Raw genomic sequence first — 20,679 nt, forward strand, 5'->3', positions numbered from 1 at the left:
ATCAGTACAGAATCGGTGGAGCGGTAGTTCAGTTGGTTAGAATACCTGCCTGTCACGCAGGGGGTCGCGGGTTCGAGCCCCGTCCGTTCCGCCACCCTTTTTAGGGGCGTAGTTCAATTGGTAGAGCACCGGTCTCCAAAACCGGGTGTTGGGGGTTCGAGTCCCTCCGCCCCTGCCAGAAAAAGAAAAATCCTTTGCGTATGCGAAGGATTTTTTTTTGCCTTAAGAAAAGCAAAACAGAAAACCAGCCAGCAAAGACTGGCTTAATCCTCGCTTTCCTCCCTCTCTTTAATTCGGCACGACTGGAAACTTCAGCAACTGACGGATATACGTCTGCTGATCACTGTTTTGCAGCCATACCGCATACAAAGGCCGCACCGCCACAGACGTATCGGGCATCACTATCAGGTCGCTGTACAAGCTTTGCCAGAACTCGGGCAGAAACGCGCAGGCTCCTGTCGTGTGCAACAATTCACGCGTCACCTGTGCTGATGTCGTTGTTAATACCGGAACATCGTCCCCGCCGGAAAGATAACTTTGGTGCTGATGAAAGTCCGCGCCCCATTCCAGCTTAATATAGTCATATTTCTCACGCTTTTCGGTCTGCCGGGAACGAAACAGTGCCAGCGAGATATGACCTATCTGCTGGCTGGTCAATTCATCCATCTTTGGTGCTTCCGTCGTAATCAATAAATCCAGTTGGCGTTCATGCAACTGTTTAACTAACAAATGACGCTGCGCCACGCGCGCTTCCAGGTGCAGACTTTCCCTGTTTTCGTAGAGTGTCTGAAGCCATGGCGTCAGATAGGCTTCCCAAAGTGAGGCGCTGGCACCAATGGACAGCTCATGATGCTGCTGCGTGTGAGACACTTCTTTCTTCGCCATAAGCCAGGTGTTCATCAGACTTTCCGCGTAAGGCAAAAGACGCTCACCTGCCGAGGTCAAACGGATGTTGTTGCGGTGTCGGGTAAAAAGATTCACTCCCAGTTGGTTTTCTAACTGGCGGATGCGAAAACTGACAGCAGACTGCGTTAAGTAAAGTGCTTCTGCAGCACGCCCGAAATGGCGAGTTCTGCTCACTTCCAGGAAAGTTTTCAGTAATTCCGTATCCACAGCCTTCTCCCAAAATTTGTTTGTCGTATAGATTTAAATGTTTTGTTTTACACTCTGTCAAGCGTATCTAATACTCCGCGCCATAAATAGCACGGCCATAAGAGAAACAGGAGCGTGTAACATGGCGGAAAGCTTCTCAACGGAAAATCGTTTCTTTGATAACAAACATTACCCACGCGGATTTTCGCGTCATGGGGACTTTACGATTAAAGAAGCACAGCTACTTGAACGCCACGGCGTCGCGTTTAATGAGCTGGATCTTGCCAAACGTGAACCAGCGACAGAAGAAGAGCGTTTGTTCATCGAGGTATGTCGTGGTGTCCGTGAGCCGCAGACGGAAGCAGAACGTGTCTGGTCCAAATACATGACCCGTATCAAGCGTCCTAAGCGTTTTCACACGCTGTCAGGCGGTAAGCCACAAATGGATACCGTTGAAGACTACACAGAAAGCGACGATTAATGAAAAGGGGCGAAAGCCCCTTTTTACTGCAGGTTGTTATGAAGATAGGTCATGAGGCGGTCAATGCTTCGGTAACTGACGGCTTCCTGCAAATGATAACGGCTGATCGTCTCTTCACCGGCCAAATCGGCCACCGTGCGCGCCACTTTCAGGATCCGCTGCCAAGCCCGTACTGATAAGCCCAACTGATTTAAAACAGACTCCAGCCACTTCGCATCCGCAGAACAAAGCGCACACCACCGTAATACCTCCGCATTAGCTAAATGAGCGTTGATTTTTCCTGAACGCGCTATCTGTCTTTGCCGGGCAACAAGCACGCGCTCGCGTACCGCCACAGAACTTTCTCCCGTCTGCTGTTGCTGGCCTAACAGTCCCGGCGGTAGCAATGGCACCTCCAGCGACAGATCAAAGCGATCAAGAAAGGGGCCGGAAAGTTTGCTGAGATAGCGTAAAATCTGCTGCGGCGAGGTGCGGTTATGCTGTCCCTGATAGTGTCCTGTCGGACTGGGATTCATCGCAGCGACTAACTGAAAACGTGCAGGGTAAACCACCTTAGCCCTGGCTCGCGAAATCGCGACTTCACCGGACTCAATGGGTTCGCGCAATGCATCCAGAACGCTGCGCTGGAATTCAGGCAATTCATCTAAAAAAAGCACTCCATTATGGGCCAGCGAGATCTCGCCGGGACGGGGCAATGCGCCACCGCCAATGAGCGCATACAGTGAAGCACTATGATGAGGGGCCCTGAACGGCCTTTTACGCCATGAATGATGCACAGGGCCCGCATTACTCAGGCTGGCTATCGCTGCGCATTCTAAGGCCTCCTGATCGCTTAATGGCGGCATGATGCCCGGTAAACGAGTGGCAAGCATGGTTTTGCCTGTGCCTGGCGGTCCGATCAGCATCAGGTTATGTCCACCGGCCGCCGTGATCTCCAGGGCACGGCGTCCTTGTTCCTGCCCGACAATATCGCGAAGATCGTCTGTGATTTCGTCGGTGTTATCGGCGTGGGCGGTGGCAATCGTGAGTTCACCCCTGTTGTGTAAGAAAGCACAAACGTCGATCAAATGGGCGGCTACCAGCGTTGAGCCTTTACGGATTAAACCCACATCAGTCTGGTTTTCTGCTGAGAGAATCAACTGCCTGCCAGCTTTAATCGCCGCAAGGGCAGCCGGAATGGCGGCCTGTACACCACACAGAGCGCCGTTTAGCGCCAGCTCGCCCAGAAACTCATATCCGCCCAGCTTCTCTGCAGGGAGCTGTTCAGACGCGACCAGAATGGCGACAGCCATGGGCAAATCGTAGCGCCCGCCTTCCTTAGGCAGATCGGCCGGGCCCAGATTGATGGTGATTCGCCGGGCAGGGAAGTCAAAGCCGCTGTTAATGATGGCGCTACGGACACGTTCGCGTGCCTCCTTGACGGTAGTTTCCGGTAAGCCCACCAACGTCAGGGCAGGCAATCCGTTGCTGATATGGACTTCAATAGTCACCAGCGGCGCATCAACCCCGATGGCTGCACGTGTCAGAACTTTTGACAAAGACATGGCCGCTCCCAAATGCGGCAAGTCTGCCCTGGCGCTTCAATGACGGCGAGGGCCAAAAGGACAAAATGTAAGCTGCGCCGTGATTTTTTTGCGCACTATACATCCGCACGCTTTTTTTGTGGAACCGGACTTTGAACGCGGTATAACCGCATCGGCATGGTTTTTTTGTCAAAGTCGGGGCTCAATAAAATAATCTTTTAATTACAAATTGATAACGAAAGAACGCAATGGGCCGCAATAAAAAACCTGATAAAAAATATTGTAATTAGCCTACTAACTATGATAACTCTGTAGGCATTACTTCGAACGAGTTAAAGAATCGAATACGTTATGAAAGCCCTTCTACTAGTGATTAGCCTTGTCGTGATTAGCGTGGTGGTGATTATTAACCCACTGTGCGGGGCAACGCTTGGAGCAAGAAAGGCTTAAAAATCAAGCCAGAACTCTAAAAAACCCCCCGCACCGAAAGGTCCGGGGGTTTTTTTTTGACCTGGCAAAATTCAGTAAATCTGCAAGGAACAAACAATGAACAGTAGCATAAAATTCTGTTGTTCCCCTCAGGCGACAGGAGAATAACGATGACAGGTGCACAATGGGTAGTTCAGGCTTTACGCGCACAAGGCGTTGATACCGTATTTGGTTACCCTGGCGGCGCCATCATGCCAGTGTACGATGCGCTATACGACGGCGGCGTCGAACACCTGTTGTGCCGTCACGAGCAGGGCGCGGTGATGGCCGCAATCGGCTATGCCCGTTCAACCGGTAAAACCGGTGTCTGCATTGCCACTTCGGGCCCCGGTGCAACAAATCTGATCACCGGCCTGGCTGATGCCATGATGGACTCCGTGCCGGTTGTCGCGTTGACCGGTCAGGTCGCTTCTGCCTTCATCGGTACGGATGCCTTTCAGGAAATCGATGTTCTCGGTCTGTCGTTAGCCTGCACCAAACACAGCTTCATGGTTGAATCGCTGGATGATTTGCCTTCCGTGATGGCCGAGGCGTTCGCCATTGCGCAGTCGGGTCGCCCCGGGCCGGTATTAGTCGATATCCCAAAGGATATTCAGCTGGCAAAAGGGGAACCTTCACCGCAGTTGATGCCGGTGGAAGAAGCGATGTCGATGCCGCATCAGGCAATTATTGACGCGCGGGCAATGATGGCGCAGGCCAAAAAACCTATGCTGTATGTCGGCGGTGGCGTCGGCATGGCGCAAGCGGTACCGGCACTGCGCGCGTTGATGCAGGAAACCGGCATTCCCGCTGTTGCCACGCTGAAGGGCCTGGGAAGTGTGGATGCCGACAGCGAATGTTATCTGGGCATGCTGGGCATGCACGGCACTAAGGCCGCTAATCTGGCCGTCCAGTCCTGCGACCTGTTAATCGCGGTGGGTGCCCGTTTTGACGACCGCGTCACCGGTAAACTGGACACCTTCGCCCCGCTGGCCAGCGTGATCCATCTGGATGTGGACCCTGCAGAACTGAATAAGCTGCGCCGTGCACATGTGTCGCTGCAAGGCGATCTCAACCATGTCCTGCCGGCCCTGAGCCAGCCTTTACAGATTCAGGCGTGGCGCGACGAAGTCATGGCGCTGAAAGCACAGCATGCGTGGCGCTACGATCATCCCGGTGAAGCCATCTATGCGCCGTTATTACTGAAACAATTGTCCGATCGCAAACCGGCAAACACTGTTGTTACCACCGACGTAGGTCAGCATCAGATGTGGGCGGCCCAGCATATAGCCTGTGACGCGCCTGAAGATTTTATCACCTCCAGTGGCTTAGGCACCATGGGCTTTGGCCTGCCTGCGGCAATCGGCGCACAGGTTGCGCGCCCTCACGATACCGTCATCTGTGTCTCGGGCGACGGCTCGATCATGATGAATATTCAGGAACTGGGCACCATTAAGCGTGGCAAACTGCCTGTGAAAATTCTGCTGCTGGATAACCAGCGTCTGGGCATGGTTCGCCAGTGGCAGCAGCTGTTTTTTGACGGTCGCTACAGTGAAACCATCCTGACCGATAACCCCGACTTCCTCACGCTGGCCAGCGCATTTGATATCCCGGGCCAGCGAATCACCCGTAAAGATCAGGTCGACGCCGCAATCGATGCTCTGCTGAACAGTGAAGGTCCTTATTTCCTGCACGTGTCAATTGATGAGCATGAAAACGTCTGGCCATTGGTACCGCCCGGTGCCAGCAACGCCAACATGATGGAGAAAACCGTATGAACCAGCATCAATTGTCTATCGAAGCGCGCTTTCGACCTGAAATATTGGAACGCATTTTACGTGTAGTACGCCATCGTGGCTTTCAGGTGTGTTCAATGAACATGGCGACTGTGGCTAACGCCGAAAACATTAATATCGAAATGACCGTTGCCAGCCAGCGCTCTGTCGATTTACTGTCTTCCCAGTTAAGCAAACTGATGGATGTCGCCTGCGTCCAGATTCAACAACAGACATCACAACAAATCCGCGCGTAGTCGCGAAAGGAAATAATAATGAGCACCAAGAAAGCAGATTTCATTTGGTTCAACGGCGAAATGGTTAAGTGGGAAGAGGCGAAAGTCAGCGTGATGTCTCACGCTCTGCATTACGGCACCTCGGTATTTGAAGGCGTGCGCTGCTACGACTCACACAAAGGCCCGGTCGTCTTCCGTCACCGCGAGCACATGCAGCGTCTGCACGATTCCGCCAAAATTTACCGTTTCCCGATCAAGCACAGCGTTGATGAACTGATGGAAGCCTGCCGTGAAGTGATTCGCGTGAACAACCTGAAAAGCGCCTACATCCGTCCGCTGGCTTTCGTGGGCGATGTCGGTCTGGGCGTGAACCCGCCGGATGGCTTCACCACGGATGTGATTGTTGCAGCGTTCCCGTGGGGCGCTTACCTGGGTGCTGAAGCGCTGGAAAACGGCATTGATGCCATGGTGTCTTCATGGAACCGCGTTGCGCCAAACACATTGCCAACCGCAGCAAAAGCGGGCGGCAACTATCTGTCTTCCCTGCTGGTAGGCAGTGAGGCGCGCCGCCATGGCTATCAGGAAGGCATTGCGCTGGATACCAATGGCCTGATTTCAGAAGGCGCAGGCGAAAATCTGTTTGAAGTGAAAGATGGCGTGCTGTTTACCCCGCCGTTTACCTCCTCTGCACTGCCGGGCATCACCCGCGATGCCATCATCACGCTGGCGCGTAATATGGGCATCGAAGTGCGTGAACAGGCACTGTCTCGTGAATCTCTGTACCTGGCTGACGAAGTCTTTATGTCCGGCACGGCGGCAGAAATCACCCCGGTACGCAGCGTGGATCGCATTCAGGTTGGCGAAGGCAAATGTGGGCCCGTCACCAAACGCATTCAGCAGGCATTCTTTGGCCTGTTTACCGGCGAGACCGAAGACAAATGGGGCTGGCTGGACCCGGTTAACGCATAACCAGACCTTGCGCGGATGTCGCTGGATGTCCGCGATCTTATTTTGACTGGAGTAAAGAGCATGCCTAAGTACCGTTCCGCTACCACCACCCACGGCCGCAACATGGCTGGTGCCCGTGCCCTCTGGCGCGCAACAGGAATGACCGACGATGATTTCGGCAAACCGATTATCGCCGTCGTTAACTCATTCACCCAGTTTGTGCCGGGCCACGTACACCTGCGTGACCTGGGTAAGCTGGTTGCCGAGCAAATCGAAGCGGCAGGTGGCGTGGCCAAAGAGTTCAACACGATCGCGGTGGACGACGGTATTGCCATGGGCCATGGCGGCATGCTGTATTCTCTGCCTTCACGTGAGCTGATTGCCGACTCTGTCGAGTACATGGTGAACGCGCACTGTGCTGATGCCATGGTCTGCATTTCAAACTGCGACAAAATCACCCCCGGCATGTTGATGGCCGCGCTGCGCCTGAATATTCCGGTGATCTTTGTTTCCGGCGGCCCAATGGAAGCCGGTAAAACCAAACTGTCCGATCAGATCATCAAGCTGGATCTGGTGGATGCCATGATCCAGGGGGCTAACCCGAACGTCAGCGATGCTGACAGTGAGCAGATTGAACGCTCCGCCTGTCCAACCTGCGGCTCCTGTTCGGGCATGTTCACCGCAAACTCAATGAACTGCCTGACCGAAGCCCTCGGCCTGTCACAACCGGGTAACGGTTCACTGTTGGCCACCCATGCCGACCGTAAAGCGCTGTTCATTAACGCCGGTAAGCGCATCGTCAGCCTGACCAAACGCTATTACGAGCAGGATGATGTGAATATGCTGCCGCGCAACATCGCCACCAAAGCCGCGTTTGAAAATGCCATGACGCTGGATATCGCTATGGGCGGCTCTACAAATACCGTTCTGCACCTGCTGGCTGCCGCGCAGGAAGGTGAGGTGGACTTTAACATCTCTGATATCGATCGCCTGTCACGCAAAGTTCCTCAGTTGTGCAAAGTGGCACCGAGCACGCCGAAATATCACATGGAAGATGTGCACCGTGCGGGTGGCGTCATCGGTATTCTCGGCGAGCTGGATCGTGCCGGGCTGATTGACACCAGCGCCCGTAACATTCTGCAGCAGAGCCTGCGTGAAACGCTCGATCAGTACGACATCATGCTGACTCAGGATCAGGCGGTGAAGGACATGTTCCGTGCGGGTCCAGCCGGTATTCGAACGACTCAGGCGTTTTCGCAAAGTTGCCGTTGGGACACGCTGGATGATGACCGCGCTGAAGGCTGTATCCGTACGCGCGAACATGCCTATTCCCAGGATGGTGGTCTGGCCGTGCTCTACGGCAACATTGCCGAAGATGGCTGTATCGTAAAAACCGCGGGCGTCGATAAAGAGATTCTGACGTTCAGCGGCCCGGCTAAAGTCTATGAAAGCCAGGATGACGCTGTTGAAGCTATCCTCGGTGGCAAAGTGGTAGCGGGTGACGTGGTTGTGATCCGCTACGAAGGGCCAAAAGGTGGGCCGGGCATGCAGGAAATGCTGTATCCCACCACTTACCTGAAGTCGATGGGGCTGGGTAAAAGTTGTGCTCTGATCACCGACGGTCGCTTCTCTGGCGGCACCTCTGGCCTGTCAATTGGTCACGCCTCACCTGAAGCCGCTAACGGCGGCACCATCGCGCTGGTGAAAGATGGCGATATCATCGATATCGATATCCCAAACCGCGGTATCAGACTGGCCGTACCGGATAATGAACTGCATGCCCGCCGTGAAGAGCAGGAAGCCCGTGGCGACGCAGCTTACACGCCGATGAACCGTCAGCGCGACGTGTCGTTTGCCCTGCGCGCCTATGCATCGCTCGCGACCAGCGCCGATAAAGGTGCTGTGCGCGATAAGAGTAAGCTGGGAGGCTAAGATGGCTGAGGCTCAACCGCTACCCGAGGCGCCCTGCGGTGCCGAGTATCTGCGTGCGGTGTTACGTTCACCGGTATACGAAGTGGCACAGGTTACCCCACTGCAGAAGATGGAAAAAATCTCTGCACGTCTGGGCAATACCATTCTGGTGAAGCGAGAAGATCGCCAGCCGGTGCACAGTTTTAAACTGCGCGGTGCCTACGCGATGATTGCCGGCCTTGATGAAGAGCAGAAAGCACGCGGTGTTGTCACCGCGTCGGCCGGTAACCACGCCCAGGGCGTTGCGTTATCGGCGACGAAGCTGGGCATCAAGTCGCTGATCGTCATGCCGCTGGCGACAGCGGACATCAAGGTGGATGCGGTGCGTGCATTTGGCGGTGAAGCCTTCCTGTATGGTGCCAACTTTGACGAGGCGAAAGCCAAAGCCATTGAACTGGCGACGCAGCAGGGTTACACCTTTGTGCCACCGTTTGACCATCCGGCGGTCATCGCCGGACAAGGCACGCTGGCGATGGAACTGCTGCAGCAGGACGCACATCTCGATCGGGTTTTTGTTCCGGTGGGCGGCGGCGGTCTGGCCGCGGGCGTGGCGGTGCTCATCAAGCAGCTGATGCCGCAAATCAAAGTGATCGCTGTCGAGTCAGAAGACTCGGCCTGCCTGAAAGCGGCGCTGGAGGCTGGTGAGCCGGTGGATTTACCGCGCGTGGGCTTGTTCGCCGAAGGTGTGGCCGTGAAGCGCATCGGTAACGAAACTTTCCGCCTGTGCCAGGAATATCTCGACGACATCGTCACCGTGGACAGCGATGCGATCTGCGCGGCAATGAAAGATCTGTTTGAAGATGTGCGCGCCGTGGCAGAACCTTCAGGCGCGCTGGCGCTGGCGGGCATGAAGAAATACGTCCAGCAGCACGATATTCAGGGCGAACGCCTGGCGCACGTGTTGTCGGGGGCTAACGTTAACTTTCATGGTTTGCGCTACGTTTCTGAACGTTGTGAGCTGGGTGAACAACGCGAAGCTCTGCTGGCGGTCACGATCCCGGAACAGCAGGGCAGCTTCCTGAAGTTTTGTCAGACGTTGGGTGGTCGCTCGATTACCGAGTTTAACTATCGCTATGCCGACACCGACAAAGCCTGCATTTTTGTCGGCGTGCGGCTGACGCGCGGGATGGATGAGCGCGCAGAGATCATCAGCCAGTTAACGGAAAACGGCTATCAGGTGGTGGATCTGTCTGACGATGAGATGGCGAAGCTGCACGTGCGTTACATGGTGGGCGGACGGCCTTCCAAGCCGCTGCGTGAGCGCCTGTTCAGCTTTGAGTTTCCGGAAGCGCCCGGCGCATTGCTTAAGTTTCTGCAAACGCTGGGCACGCACTGGAATATCTCACTGTTCCATTACCGTAGCCACGGCACGGACTACGGCCGGGTCCTCACGGCCTTCGAGCTTGGCAACGACGAACCGCGTTTTGAAGAGCACCTTGCCGACCTGGGTTACGATTTCCACGACGAAACGCATAACCCGGCTTTCCGCTTCTTCCTGGCAGGCCAGTAACTATAGCTGGTGCCAGAATGCACTGATAAGCGGCTCTCCGAGCCGCTTTTTTTGTACACAAACACCCAGCTCCAGCGGTGCGACGGACGCCACGCTTTCCAGCGGCAGCACACGGTTTCGTACCGGCTCAGGGCTGTTCTCCAGCACCACATCCGGTAGCAGCGCAATCCCACAGCCCAGCGCTACCATCGACACGATTGCTTCATGACCGGCAACGGTCGCATAAATTAATGGGTTAACGATGCGATGACGGCGGAACCATAGCTCGATCGCCCGCCGGACCGGTCCCTGCTCGGGCAGGATAAACGGAATCTGTGACCAGTCCGGTGCCTCTTCTGTCGCCTGACTGCGCACCGGACAGGGCAGTGCAGGTGCAATCAGCCCCAGCGGCAACAGTCCCAGCGTGGTGAAATCAATGCTGGCAGGCAGCGATTCAGGTCGACCGGCAATCGCCAGATCGGCATTACCCGACTGGACCATTTCAATCGCATCGGCCGCATCGCCGGTAGTCAGTTTGATTTCCACCTGAGGATGCTCGGCGCGGAAGCGATCCAGAATGGGCGGCAGATGGCTGTACGCGGCGGTCACCGAGCAAAACAGGCGCAGTTCACCACTGAGTGACGGACCGTTGAGATCCATGGCATGGCGCAATTGCTGATACTGCAGTAAGGTTTGTTGTGCAAATAATTTCAGTCTTTCGCCCGCTTCGGTGAGCGTGACGGTGCGGTTATCACGCAGAAACAACGCGTGGCCGACATCTTCTTCCAGCCGCTGAATCTGGCGTGACAGCGTGGACGGACTGACGTGCATGGCCCGTGCGGTGCGGCCAAAATGGCAGCTTTCTGCCAGATGTAAAAACAATTTGAGATCGCGTAAATCCATACAGGTTCCACCTCAGGAATGCATTGCGATTATTGCAATGTAATGTTGTTAATATATCAATTTAAGCAACAGAAATCCTGTCATATGATGGGGTCATTCGCGGTGCTGAATCTCACGCCGTCAACAGACAAAAGCAAACACAACATTTAACCGGAGTACCCATGGCTAATTACTTCAACACACTGAATCTGCGCAACCAGTTAGCGCAACTGGGCAAATGTCGTTTTATGGGGCGTGACGAGTTCGCGGATGGCGCCAGCTTCCTGAAAGGCAAAAAGATTGTGATTGTGGGCTGTGGTGCGCAGGGCCTGAACCAGGGCCTGAACATGCGCGATTCCGGTCTGGATGTTTCTTATGCCCTGCGTGCAGAAGCCATCGCCGAAAAACGTGCCTCGTATCGCAAAGCCACCGACAACGGTTTCAAAGTGGGCACTTACGAAGAACTGATTCCTCAGGCGGACCTGGTGGTTAACCTGACGCCAGACAAACAGCACTCCGCCGTGGTTCAGGCTGTACAGCCACTGATGAAAGACGGTGCCGCGCTGGGCTATTCACACGGCTTCAACATTGTCGAAGTGGGCGAAACCATCCGTAAAGATATCACCGTCGTTATGGTGGCGCCGAAGTGTCCGGGCACCGAAGTCCGTGAAGAATACAAGCGTGGCTTCGGGGTACCGACGCTGATCGCGGTTCACCCGGAAAACGATCCGAAAGGTGAAGGTATGGCTATCGCCAAAGCCTGGGCTTCTGCCACCGGTGGCGACCGCGCTGGCGTGCTGGAATCCTCTTTCGTTGCGGAAGTGAAATCTGACCTGATGGGTGAGCAGACCATTCTGTGCGGCATGCTGCAGGCCGGTTCTCTGCTGTGCTTCGATAAGCTGGTGGCTGAAGGTCACGATGCGGCGTATACCGAGAAACTGATTCAGTTTGGCTGGGAAACCATCACCGAATCCCTGAAATTTGGCGGCATTACGCTGATGATGGACCGCCTGTCTAATCCGGCGAAACTGCGTGCTTACGCACTGTCTGAGCAACTGAAAACCATCATGGCTCCTCTGTTCCAGAAGCACATGGATGACATCATCTCAGGCGATTTCTCTGCTGGCATGATGGCGGACTGGGCGAATGACGATAAGAAGCTGCTGACCTGGCGCGAAGAGACCGGTAAAACCGCGTTCGAAACCGCCCCTCAGTTCGACGGCAAAATCGAAGAGCAAGAATACTACGACAAAGGCGTTGTCATGGTTGCCATGGTCAAAGCGGGCGTTGAGCTGGCATTTGAAACCATGGTAGATGCTGGCATCATCGAAGAGTCGGCTTACTACGAGTCACTGCACGAGCTGCCGCTGATCGCGAACACCATTGCCCGTAAACGCCTGTATGAAATGAACGTGGTTATTTCTGATACCGCTGAGTACGGTAACTACCTGTTCTCTTTTGCGGCGGTGCCGCTGCTGAAAGAGTTTATGGCCTCACTGCAGCCGGGCGATCTGGGTAAAGCTATTGACGGCACGCAGGTGGATAACGCCCAACTGCGCGACGTTAATGAAGCCATTCGTCAGCATCCTATCGAGCAGGTTGGCCGCAAACTGCGTGGTTACATGACCGATATGAAACGCATCGCGGTTGCAGGCTAAGTCGCACCGCCACCGTTTTCAGCAAATGTAAGACAAAAAGGCGCAGCCATCTGGCTGCGCCTTTTTGTTTTAGCATGCGCCTGGCGACACGATAACAGGCGGTAAAAGGCTCCTGTAACCAACATACTGACACCCGGCAAGAATAAGGAACATGCCAGCCGTAAGGTTGCCAGCAAAATACTCGTGATGATGTCTGAGGGCATAGCATACGGCGACAGAAGCGACAGCCGTGCGCTGCGGGTCGGGTCGGCATTCAGTCAGTCCCCGCCTTTTCCCCAAATGCGCTTCGGGAAGAGTCTGGCTGCGCAATGTGTGTAGATTTATCGCAAACGGCTATCTGCTTAATGGTCCACTGCGTCGTGTTTTGCCGGACTGGCACAGTGAAAACACAACACCGATGACGCCCTGGGCCATCACCTTACCCAACCGTCTGCTGCCGCTAAAAACCCGGGTTTTTATCGATGATTTTATGGCCTGGCTTAAGTCGAAATAGCGCGCTTTCGCCGCGAAAACGCATAAAAAACCCGGCCTGAGCCGGGTTTTTTTATGAGCGTGACCTGAGATCACACTTCATACAGCGTTTGATGCCGGGTTTCTTTACAGGCAATCAGGGCGATCAGCGTCAGGAAGGCCATAGAGGCCAGGTACAATCCGACGGCATATAAGCCGTAGTGCACGTTCAGCCAGGTTGCGATATATGGCGCAACGGAGGCCCCCAGAATCGACGACAGGTTGTATGAGAACGACGCGCCGGTATAGCGCACTTCTGTCGGGAACAGCTCGGGCAGCAGCGCACCCATCGGGCCAAATGTCAGGCCCATAATGCTTAATCCCAGCAGCAGGAAGGCCATCACCAGCGCCTGAGAGCCGGAACCCAACATCACAGGGAACAGGAATGAGAAACCAATAATCATCAGCGTAATGGTGATCATGGTTTTCCGGCGACCAAAGCGGTCAGCCAGCAGGCCCGCGATGGGGACCATCACGCCGAAGCCAATGACCGCCATCATCAACATCCACAGCATGCTGTTACGTGAGATGCCCAGCCCCGCAGGCGCGGCGGCGGTGCCGTAACTCATTGAGTAAACTGTCATGATGTAAAACAGCGTGTAGGTGGCGAGCATGATGAAGGTGCCCAGAATGGTCGCCGTCAGATGTTTGCTCAGAAGTGAGGCAATCGGCACGCGCACCTGCTTCTTCTCTTTCTGCACTTTGGCAAAGACCGGACTTTCATGTAGCGACACGCGCACATACAGGCCAATCAGGACCAGCACGGCAGACAGTACAAAAGGCACGCGCCAGCCCCACTGCATAAACTGCTCGTCGGTCAGCAACCAGGAGAGCAGCAGGAAGGTGCCGTTGGCAAAAAAGAATCCAATGGGCGCACCCAACTGCGGGAAGGAACCGTACAGCGCACGCTTTTTGGCTGGCGCATTTTCCGTGGCCAGCAGGGCCGCACCGCCCCATTCGCCGCCGAGTCCCAGGCCCTGACCAAAGCGGGCCAGTGCTAACAGCAGCGGGGCCAGAACGCCAATGCTCTGATAGCTGGGTAACAAACCGATGACCACGGTAGAGATCCCCATGGTCAGCAGCGAGGCTACCAGGGTGGCTTTACGACCGACACGGTCACCGAAGTGACCAAACAGCGCTGAGCCGATAGGGCGCGCAACGAACGCAATCGCGAAGGTCGCCAGTGACTGTAGCGTGGCGACAGTGGCATCACCCTGAGGAAAAAAGATATGCGGAAAGACAATGACCGCGGCGGTGGCATAAATATAGAAATCGAAAAATTCGATGGCGGTGCCAACCAGTGAAGCAATAACGACTTTACTGCGTGAGTTCACTGGCGTTGGCTCATGTTGTTTATCAAGAGTTTCTGAGATGGAGGCTTGCATAAATGTTTCTTATTTTTAAATACCGTTAAGGAATCTTACGCACCTGTATAGCGGCATTCAATGGCTGGAAACCGCGTCAGCCGCGGCTTTCTCTGCCTAAAAGTAGAAAATCTTTGCCTGATGTGAAATGTCGGAGAATGGCAGCGTTAACAGAGATAAACATGGCGAGATACTCTGTGAAAGCGCTGAAGAAAAGTGACCCCCTGGTTATTCATGCTGTAAAGTGGCTGATAAATAACCGGGGGCAGGGATTTTTCGCTGGTTACTGCTGTTCGTGGCTGGCCATTGCGCCTTTTTCAGGCATGCGTGGATCGTCTTTGTATTTGGCGGTGGCAATCCAGGCCGCGCAGAACAATGTCAGGCGGGCAAAGAAATAGAAGAACGCCATCAGCCCCAACACCGAGCCAAAAGCCGCACCCGAGGGCGAGCTGGCGAGTTTCGGCAGCGTCAACGTCATCACAAACTTAATGACTTCAAACCCGATGGCTGCCAGTAAGGTGCCACGCAGCAGGGCTTTTTTGCGCGGTTTATGGCGAGGCAGAATCCAGAAAATCCACAGAAACAGCAGATAATTTGCCAGTACAGAGATGGACGTCGCGATGATCGTCAGTGCCGGGCGCAACCATTCAATGCCATCCAGCCCTAACGCATTAACGATAGTCGCCTGGGCGGAACCGGCGACGGAGGTCAGTGACAAAGTAATCACCAGCGCCAGCATCAGGCCGGTCAGAGACAAGAAGTCGCGAATATAGCGTTTCCAGATCTTCTCTTTATCGTCGGGTTGACGCTCCCAGACGTCGCGTGACTGCGCGCGAATAGCCTCGCGTAAATTCCCCATCCAGTTGAGACCGGAATACAACGCCAGCAACAAACCGGTGATGCCCACGGTTGCGCGTTGCTGAATGGCCGTGTTCACGGTGTTTTTTAACGTGGTCGCCAGCGACGGATCGCTGATGCTGCTGACGATTTTGTTGATGATATCGGTCAGGAGGTCCGGATTCGAGGCCAGCACGAAACCCACGGCAGCAAAAGACACCATTAAAATGGGGATGAGCGACAGAAACGAAAAATAGGTAATGGCGGCACCAAACTGGCTGCCGAGGCGATCGTTAAACCGATCCAGCGCGCGAATAAAGTGCGCTACCGCCGGTATCGCCTGGAACCAGGCGGCGAAGCGTGATACGCGCACGATGGAACGATCGACGGACTTGTTGCCGGTTTTAATATCGATCAGCGGTTTGGCGTCTTTTACGTTGTCCTGCTCGTCTGTCATAGACATTCACTTTCCTGTTGAACCTTAAAATCACATTATAGCCTGTCAGGTGACATACTCCTGGAGCACCTGACTTAACCACTCCATAAACACCCGAACCCGACGCGCGACATTCCGGCGATGGGGATAGAGCAAGTGAATGGGCATCGGTTTGGCCGGGAACGCATGGAGCACCTCGACCAGTTGACCGCTTTCCAGATATTTTTGGATGCCCACCGTCGGCACCTGAATAATGCCCAGGCCCGCAAGGCAGGCGGCGCGGTAGGTTTCGGTGCTGTTCACCGTCACGACGCCGCCCGTGTGCACATAGTGGCACTGCTTACCATCGAAGTATTCGAAGCCCTGCGCCGCCTGACCTAACGGTTGGCTGTAATGCACCATTGCATGCTGCGACAGTTCTTCAAGCCGAATCGGCCTGCCAAAACGCGCAAGATAGTCAGGACTGGCACAGTTAATCAAGGTGTGCGTACCTATACGGCGAGCGATCAGTCCCGAATCCTTTAGCTCGCCAACGCGAATCACACAGTCAAAACCTTCGCGAATGACGTCAACCTGGCGATCGTTGCTGCTGAGTTCAATTTCCACGCCAGGATAGTGCTGAAGGAATTCAGGCAGACGCGGAAGAATAAGATCGCTCGCCATTGCCACGGACATGTCGACCCGCAGTTTGCCACTTAACGTCGCGGGATCGTGCTGAAACAGGCTGTCCATATCGCCAATCATCGCCAGCAAATCAAGACAGCGATCATAGTATACCAGGCCATCCTGAGTAAGCTGCACGCGGCGGGTAGTACGATGCAGCAGCCGTGTGCCCATCAGATTCTCCAGCGCCTGAATTTGCCGTGATACGCTGCCTTTTGGTAACCCAAGGCTGTCAGCCGCCGCCGTAAAACTGCCCATCTCTGCAACTCTGACGAACACCTGCATTGCATGAATTTTATCCATATAGCCTGCCGATTGTTGTTGTAAGTGGAACAGTGCTGCGCATTCTTAAGCGTTTATAGAACAATTTTTAACGAATATCCTGAATCTGTGTTCAATTTTGCAACAGGAAATCAACATGAATCGTAAAATCGTCTTGATTACGGGCGCAAATCGCGGTTTAGGCAAGAATGCAGCGCTAAAACTGGCGGCAAAAGGCCGGGATATCATCCTGACGTACCGCAATCATCAAAACGAAGCACAGGACGTCGTCAACGCTGTTGAGCGCGCAGGCGGCCGCGCCATAGCGCTACAGCTGGATGTGGGTGATGTTAGCCAGTTCGACCGCTTCATTTCTGATGTCAAAAACACCTTACAGCAGCACTGGCAGCGTGAGACATTTGATTATTTAGTGAACAATGCCGGGCATGGTCACTACAAACCTTTTGCCGAGACGACGGAAGCGGAATTTGATGCGCTTATGAATGTGCATTTCAAAGGGCCGTACTTCCTGACGCAAAAACTGCTGCCTGTTATCAGCGACGGCGGGCGCATTCTGAATATCTCCAGTGGATTAACGCGCCTGACCTATCCTGGCTCGGGCACCTATGCGGCGATGAAAGGGGCGATGGAAGTGCTGACCCGTTACCAGGCCAAAGAGCTGGGGGAACGTCGAATCCGCGTTAATATCCTGGCGCCGGGCGCGATTGAAACGGATTTTGGCGGTGGACGGGTGCGTGACGATAAAGCCGTGAATGAAAGCATCGCTGCGTTGACCGCTCTGGGGCGGGTCGGATTACCTGATGATATTGGCGACGCCATTTGCGCCATTCTGAGCGAGGAAACCGGCTGGATCACCGCGCAACGCATCGAAGCATCGGGCGGGCAGGGACTGTAACAGTAAGGGCGACTCCGTCGCCCTGTCGTGTCTCAGGGCGTAACGTCAATTGTGCCCTCAACGATCGTCACTGTTTTTCCGCCAATCCAGATGGTTTCGCCCTCATAAGCCACGTTCACCCGGCCCTGACGTCTGACCTGCGTGCCCTGACGAACGCGGTAATTGTGCGGTTTACCCTGAGCCGCGAAGTAGCGCGCCAGGCAGGCATTTGCGCTGCCGGTAATCGGATCTTCTGTCAGGCTGCCGTGCTCAACCAGTAATCCCCGCACTTCATACTGTTCTGTTTCTCCCGAGGGCAGCGGGCCAAAGGGCATTACACCATCCACGCTGGCGTGGGTAATTAACCGCTCAAGATCGTTGACGTCGGGTATGACGGCGCGCACCGCCTCGGCACTGACCATCGGGATAAGCAACCAGCGAATGCCCATATCCGCCACGGTGACAGGCTGTGAATGATCCAGCGCGTCGCTGTTTAATGCTGTGCTGATCAGGGCATCGTGGTAGGGCGTCAGGGTGGCGCTGGGCGCGGCAAAAGCCAGCGTACCATCGGATGCGATTGTCACCACCACATTGCCGACGCCGCACTGCTGCACCATCCTGCCTGGTGTTTTGGTTTTCCAGCCCGCCTCAAGCAGGGCATGGGCGGTACCCAGCGTGGGATGACCTGCAAACGGTAGCTCGCCCTGTACGGTGAAGATGCGCACGCGGTAGTCAGCCTGGCTGTCTTCTGGCGGCAGGACAAAGGTCGTCTCGGATAAGTTGGTCCAGCGTGCAATCGCCGCCATCTGGCTGTCGTCGAGGCCCTGCGCATCCATGATGACGGCCAGCGGATTGCCGTTGAACGCAATCGAGGTGAAAACGTCCACTTGTTTAAACGCAACCTTCATTGTCACTCCTTTTCATTGAGATAAAGCGGTTTTTTCATGCCCGGGCAATTGCTTATGTCAGTTAACAGGGCTATGAATAAGTTAAGCAACCGGATGGAGCCTGCTATGTTAAAAATTCTTGGACGCGCCTCCTCAATCAATGTGCGCAAAGTATTATGGCTGTGTGACGAGCTGGACCTGCTTTACGAACGCGAAGAGTGGGGCGAAGGTTTCAAATCCACTCACTCGCCAGAATTTATGGCGCTTAATCCCAATGCCATGATCCCGGTATTACTCGACGACGACTTTGTCATGTGGGAATCCAACGCTATTTTGCGCTATCTGGCCACGGCCTATGGCGGCGAGTGGCTTTACCCGGAAAATCCGCGCGCGCGCGCGCCGGTGGATCAGTGGATGGACTGGCAATCAACCGAACTTAACACCTCGTGGCGCTATGCCTTTATGTCGCTGGTGCGCCATTCGCCCGCGCATCAGGATCCCCGCCTGTTAGCTGCGGCCTGCAAAGGCTGGTCCCATACCATGGGGATTCTCAACCAGCAGCTGGAGCACACCGGTCGCTATGTCGCCGGACGCAACTTCACGCTGGCGGATATCCCGATTGGCCTTGCCGTGAACCGCTGGTTTGAAACCCCGCTGGATCATCCCGACCTGCCGGCTGTCCGGACCTATTACGAGCGTCTGACTGAACGTCATGGTTATACCATCTGGGGACGGAACGGAACGCCCTGAGCCCGACCCGGCGGCAGGCCCGCAAGTTCACAGGCGATGGCACCGACGCGGGCGATAGCGCGAATGTAGCGATCGGTAAACGGATAGCAGCACGAGAGGCGCAGTGCATGGTTATAGCGCTCACTCAGCGAATACAGCGCGCCGGGCGTCACGCAGATCTGCTCTTTCAGCAGACGAGAGAACATCTCGGTCGTGTTCACGTTGCCCGGCAGTTCCACCCAAAAAACAAAGCCGCCGCGCGGCAACGTGGCCTGCGTGCCTTGGGGAAAATGCTGGGCAATTAACCCTCGCGCCTCATCCAGATTGCTGGCATAACAGCGCCGCAGGCTACGCAGATGATGGTCATAACCGCCATTGGCAAGAAACTCTGCCAGCGTCTCTGACAGCAGAGCGGACTCCGCCATCGATGACACGGCTTTAAGCCGTGCGATAGCATCGTGGAAGCGTCCGGCCGCAATCCAGCCGACACGGAAATCCGGCGCAACGGTTTTGGTAAAGCTGGTGCAGTATAAAACCCAGCCCTGCTCGTCAAAGGCCTTCACGGCAGGGGAAAGCGGCCAGTCAAACTGCAATTCATCGTAAAGGCCGTCTTCAATGAGCGGCACTTTGTAAGTATTTACCAACCTTGCGAGCCTTTTCTTGTCGGGCAGGCTCATACAGTAACCCAGCGGATTTTGTGCCGTGGGCATCGCCACAATCGCCTGAAGTCGCTCTTCCTGCAGCAGCATTTCCAGCGCATCCAGCGACAAACCACGCTGCGGATCGGTGGGGATTTCCAGCGCTTTGAGGCCGAGTGAAGCCAGCAAAGGGAACAAAAAAAAGTAGGTAGGTGATTCCAGCCCTACGCAGTCGCCGGGCTGCGTCACCGCGCGCAATGCCAGCTGCAACGCCTCCATACAACCATGGGTGAGGGTGATATCATCGGCGGTGAGTGACTGACCCGCATGTAATGCGCGTCGCGCAATCTCCTCCCGTAAGCGCTCACTACCGGGCGGAAGCGCATAGCGACCGATAAGGTTGGGATTGCGTCGTAGCAATGAGGCGGTGATGCGGGCTAACCGGGCCGAGGGGAACAGTTCGCTGTCCTGCGGACAGGCCAGCGAGATATTGATGTAATCAGGATGATTCTGCGCGGCGAACACTTTATCGATCAAATCCAGCTTTTCGTTGCTGGGATCGCGTATCACACGAGCAGCGTGCTGAGTATGCCGGGTGACCACAGGCAGGACGCCGCGCACGTAATAGCCTGATTGCGGTCGTGCCTCAATCAGGCCACGGTTCTCCAGCAGCTGCCAGGCATTCAGCACGGTGTTCACGCTCACCTGGTGCGACTGGGCGACGCGACGGATAGCCGGTAAGCGCTTACCAGGCTTGAGAGTACCCTGATGAATGGCCTCTGCGAAGCTATCGGCCAGTTGCTGGTAAAGCGTTTGTTCAGGCTGAATTTCAAGGGACACAATTGCCTCCTGGCACGACAGGTACAGTTTGACATCATCGTGATTGTACCCATCAAAATAGCCATTTCCTGTCCCTGTTACCATCACTTTTCGCAA

The 20,679-nt window shown here is 55.0% G+C and carries 19 protein-coding genes and 2 tRNA genes; 13 read left to right on the top strand and 8 right to left on the bottom strand.

Features of this window, described 5'->3' with window-relative positions:
- The first annotated feature begins 17 nt into the window (after positions 1-17).
- A tRNA-Asp gene (locus tag C7434_RS19550) sits at positions 18-94 on the top strand.
- A gap of 8 nt (positions 95-102) precedes the next feature.
- Positions 103-178, top strand: a tRNA-Trp gene (locus C7434_RS19555).
- Between the two features lie 110 nt (positions 179-288).
- Here the strand turns inward: C7434_RS19555 and hdfR are convergent.
- The gene (hdfR, locus tag C7434_RS19560; protein ID WP_006121164.1) at positions 289-1,113 is read right to left on the bottom strand and encodes an HTH-type transcriptional regulator HdfR; all 825 of its coding nucleotides are present in this window, start codon (positions 1,111-1,113) and stop codon (positions 289-291) included.
- A gap of 121 nt (positions 1,114-1,234) precedes the next feature.
- Here hdfR and C7434_RS19565 point away from each other — a divergent pair, with 121 nt between their 5' ends.
- A complete protein-coding gene (locus tag C7434_RS19565; RefSeq protein WP_006121163.1) occupies positions 1,235-1,573 on the top strand; it encodes a DUF413 domain-containing protein in 339 nt (112 codons plus the stop codon).
- 23 nt (positions 1,574-1,596) lie between these two features.
- Here C7434_RS19565 and C7434_RS19570 read toward each other — a convergent pair whose 3' ends face one another.
- Complete coding sequence (locus C7434_RS19570) at positions 1,597-3,117, bottom strand: YifB family Mg chelatase-like AAA ATPase (protein WP_006121162.1); 1,521 nt, start codon at positions 3,115-3,117, stop codon at positions 1,597-1,599.
- 330 nt (positions 3,118-3,447) lie between these two features.
- Here C7434_RS19570 and ilvL point away from each other — a divergent pair, with 330 nt between their 5' ends.
- The 6 genes from ilvL to ilvA all read left to right on the top strand — a co-directional run bounded on the left by ilvL (position 3,448) and on the right by ilvA (position 10,004).
- On the top strand, positions 3,448-3,546 hold the full coding sequence (ilvL, locus tag C7434_RS19575; RefSeq protein ID WP_071785161.1) for an ilv operon leader peptide: 99 nt from the start codon (positions 3,448-3,450) through the stop codon (positions 3,544-3,546).
- 149 nt (positions 3,547-3,695) lie between these two features.
- Positions 3,696-5,342, top strand: a complete 1,647-nt coding sequence (ilvG, locus tag C7434_RS19580) for an acetolactate synthase 2 catalytic subunit (RefSeq protein WP_006121161.1) — start codon at positions 3,696-3,698, stop codon at positions 5,340-5,342.
- The gene (gene ilvM / locus C7434_RS19585) at positions 5,339-5,596 is read left to right on the top strand and encodes an acetolactate synthase 2 small subunit (RefSeq protein ID WP_006121160.1); all 258 of its coding nucleotides are present in this window, start codon (positions 5,339-5,341) and stop codon (positions 5,594-5,596) included. Before ilvG ends, ilvM begins: the two co-directional genes overlap by 4 nt.
- Before the next feature lie 18 nt (positions 5,597-5,614).
- Positions 5,615-6,544: a branched-chain amino acid transaminase gene (locus C7434_RS19590; RefSeq protein WP_033738329.1), complete on the top strand. Its 930-nt coding sequence runs from the start codon at positions 5,615-5,617 to the stop codon at positions 6,542-6,544.
- Between the two features lie 60 nt (positions 6,545-6,604).
- Positions 6,605-8,455 carry a dihydroxy-acid dehydratase gene (ilvD, locus tag C7434_RS19595; RefSeq protein ID WP_006121158.1) on the top strand — a complete coding sequence of 617 codons (1,851 nt, stop codon included), beginning with the start codon at positions 6,605-6,607 and terminating at the stop codon, positions 8,453-8,455.
- A gap of 1 nt (position 8,456) precedes the next feature.
- Positions 8,457-10,004, top strand: a complete 1,548-nt coding sequence (gene ilvA / locus C7434_RS19600) for a threonine ammonia-lyase, biosynthetic (protein WP_006121157.1) — start codon at positions 8,457-8,459, stop codon at positions 10,002-10,004.
- Here the strand turns inward: ilvA and ilvY are convergent, their stop codons facing one another.
- Positions 10,005-10,886 (bottom strand): HTH-type transcriptional activator IlvY, encoded by an 882-nt coding sequence (gene ilvY / locus C7434_RS19605; protein WP_039342836.1) that lies wholly within the window; start codon positions 10,884-10,886, stop codon positions 10,005-10,007. It abuts the gene before it with no gap.
- 161 nt (positions 10,887-11,047) lie between these two features.
- On the opposite strand from ilvY, the gene ilvC reads away from it, so the two are divergent.
- Together ilvC and C7434_RS19615 are read left to right on the top strand one after the other, a co-directional pair.
- Entirely contained in the window at positions 11,048-12,523 is a 1,476-nt protein-coding gene (ilvC, locus tag C7434_RS19610) for a ketol-acid reductoisomerase (RefSeq protein ID WP_033738325.1), read from the top strand.
- A 310-nt stretch (positions 12,524-12,833) separates the two neighbouring features.
- On the top strand, positions 12,834-13,016 hold the full coding sequence (locus tag C7434_RS19615) for a hypothetical protein (RefSeq protein WP_054632899.1): 183 nt from the start codon (positions 12,834-12,836) through the stop codon (positions 13,014-13,016).
- 70 nt (positions 13,017-13,086) lie between these two features.
- On the opposite strand, the gene C7434_RS19620 is transcribed toward C7434_RS19615, so the two are convergent.
- From C7434_RS19620 to C7434_RS19630, 3 genes are all read right to left on the bottom strand, one after another.
- Positions 13,087-14,418 (bottom strand): MFS transporter, encoded by a 1,332-nt coding sequence (locus tag C7434_RS19620; protein ID WP_033738323.1) that lies wholly within the window; start codon positions 14,416-14,418, stop codon positions 13,087-13,089.
- A 262-nt stretch (positions 14,419-14,680) separates the two neighbouring features.
- Entirely contained in the window at positions 14,681-15,697 is a 1,017-nt protein-coding gene (gene yhjD / locus C7434_RS19625) for an inner membrane protein YhjD (protein ID WP_133745830.1), read from the bottom strand.
- Between the two features lie 39 nt (positions 15,698-15,736).
- On the bottom strand, positions 15,737-16,636 hold the full coding sequence (locus tag C7434_RS19630) for a LysR family transcriptional regulator (RefSeq protein ID WP_033738321.1): 900 nt from the start codon (positions 16,634-16,636) through the stop codon (positions 15,737-15,739).
- Positions 16,637-16,751: 115 nt separating this feature from the next.
- On the opposite strand from C7434_RS19630, the gene C7434_RS19635 reads away from it, so the two are divergent.
- A complete protein-coding gene (locus C7434_RS19635) occupies positions 16,752-17,510 on the top strand; it encodes an SDR family oxidoreductase (RefSeq protein WP_006121151.1) in 759 nt (252 codons plus the stop codon).
- A gap of 32 nt (positions 17,511-17,542) precedes the next feature.
- On the opposite strand, the gene C7434_RS19640 is transcribed toward C7434_RS19635, so the two are convergent.
- Positions 17,543-18,397 (bottom strand): PhzF family phenazine biosynthesis protein, encoded by an 855-nt coding sequence (locus tag C7434_RS19640; protein WP_033738318.1) that lies wholly within the window; start codon positions 18,395-18,397, stop codon positions 17,543-17,545.
- Between the two features lie 105 nt (positions 18,398-18,502).
- Between C7434_RS19640 and C7434_RS19645 the strand changes: the two genes are divergently transcribed.
- Positions 18,503-19,126, top strand: a complete 624-nt coding sequence (locus tag C7434_RS19645; RefSeq protein ID WP_033738317.1) for a glutathione S-transferase — start codon at positions 18,503-18,505, stop codon at positions 19,124-19,126.
- Here C7434_RS19645 and C7434_RS19650 read toward each other — a convergent pair.
- On the bottom strand, positions 19,093-20,583 hold the full coding sequence (locus C7434_RS19650) for a PLP-dependent aminotransferase family protein (RefSeq protein ID WP_039342848.1): 1,491 nt from the start codon (positions 20,581-20,583) through the stop codon (positions 19,093-19,095). The two genes, C7434_RS19645 and C7434_RS19650, sit on opposite strands and share 34 nt — an antisense overlap.
- Positions 20,584-20,679 lie beyond the last annotated feature (96 nt).

The organism is Pantoea sp. PNA 14-12 (assembly GCF_004364735.1).
Taxonomy (GTDB): domain Bacteria; phylum Pseudomonadota; class Gammaproteobacteria; order Enterobacterales; family Enterobacteriaceae; genus Pantoea; species Pantoea stewartii.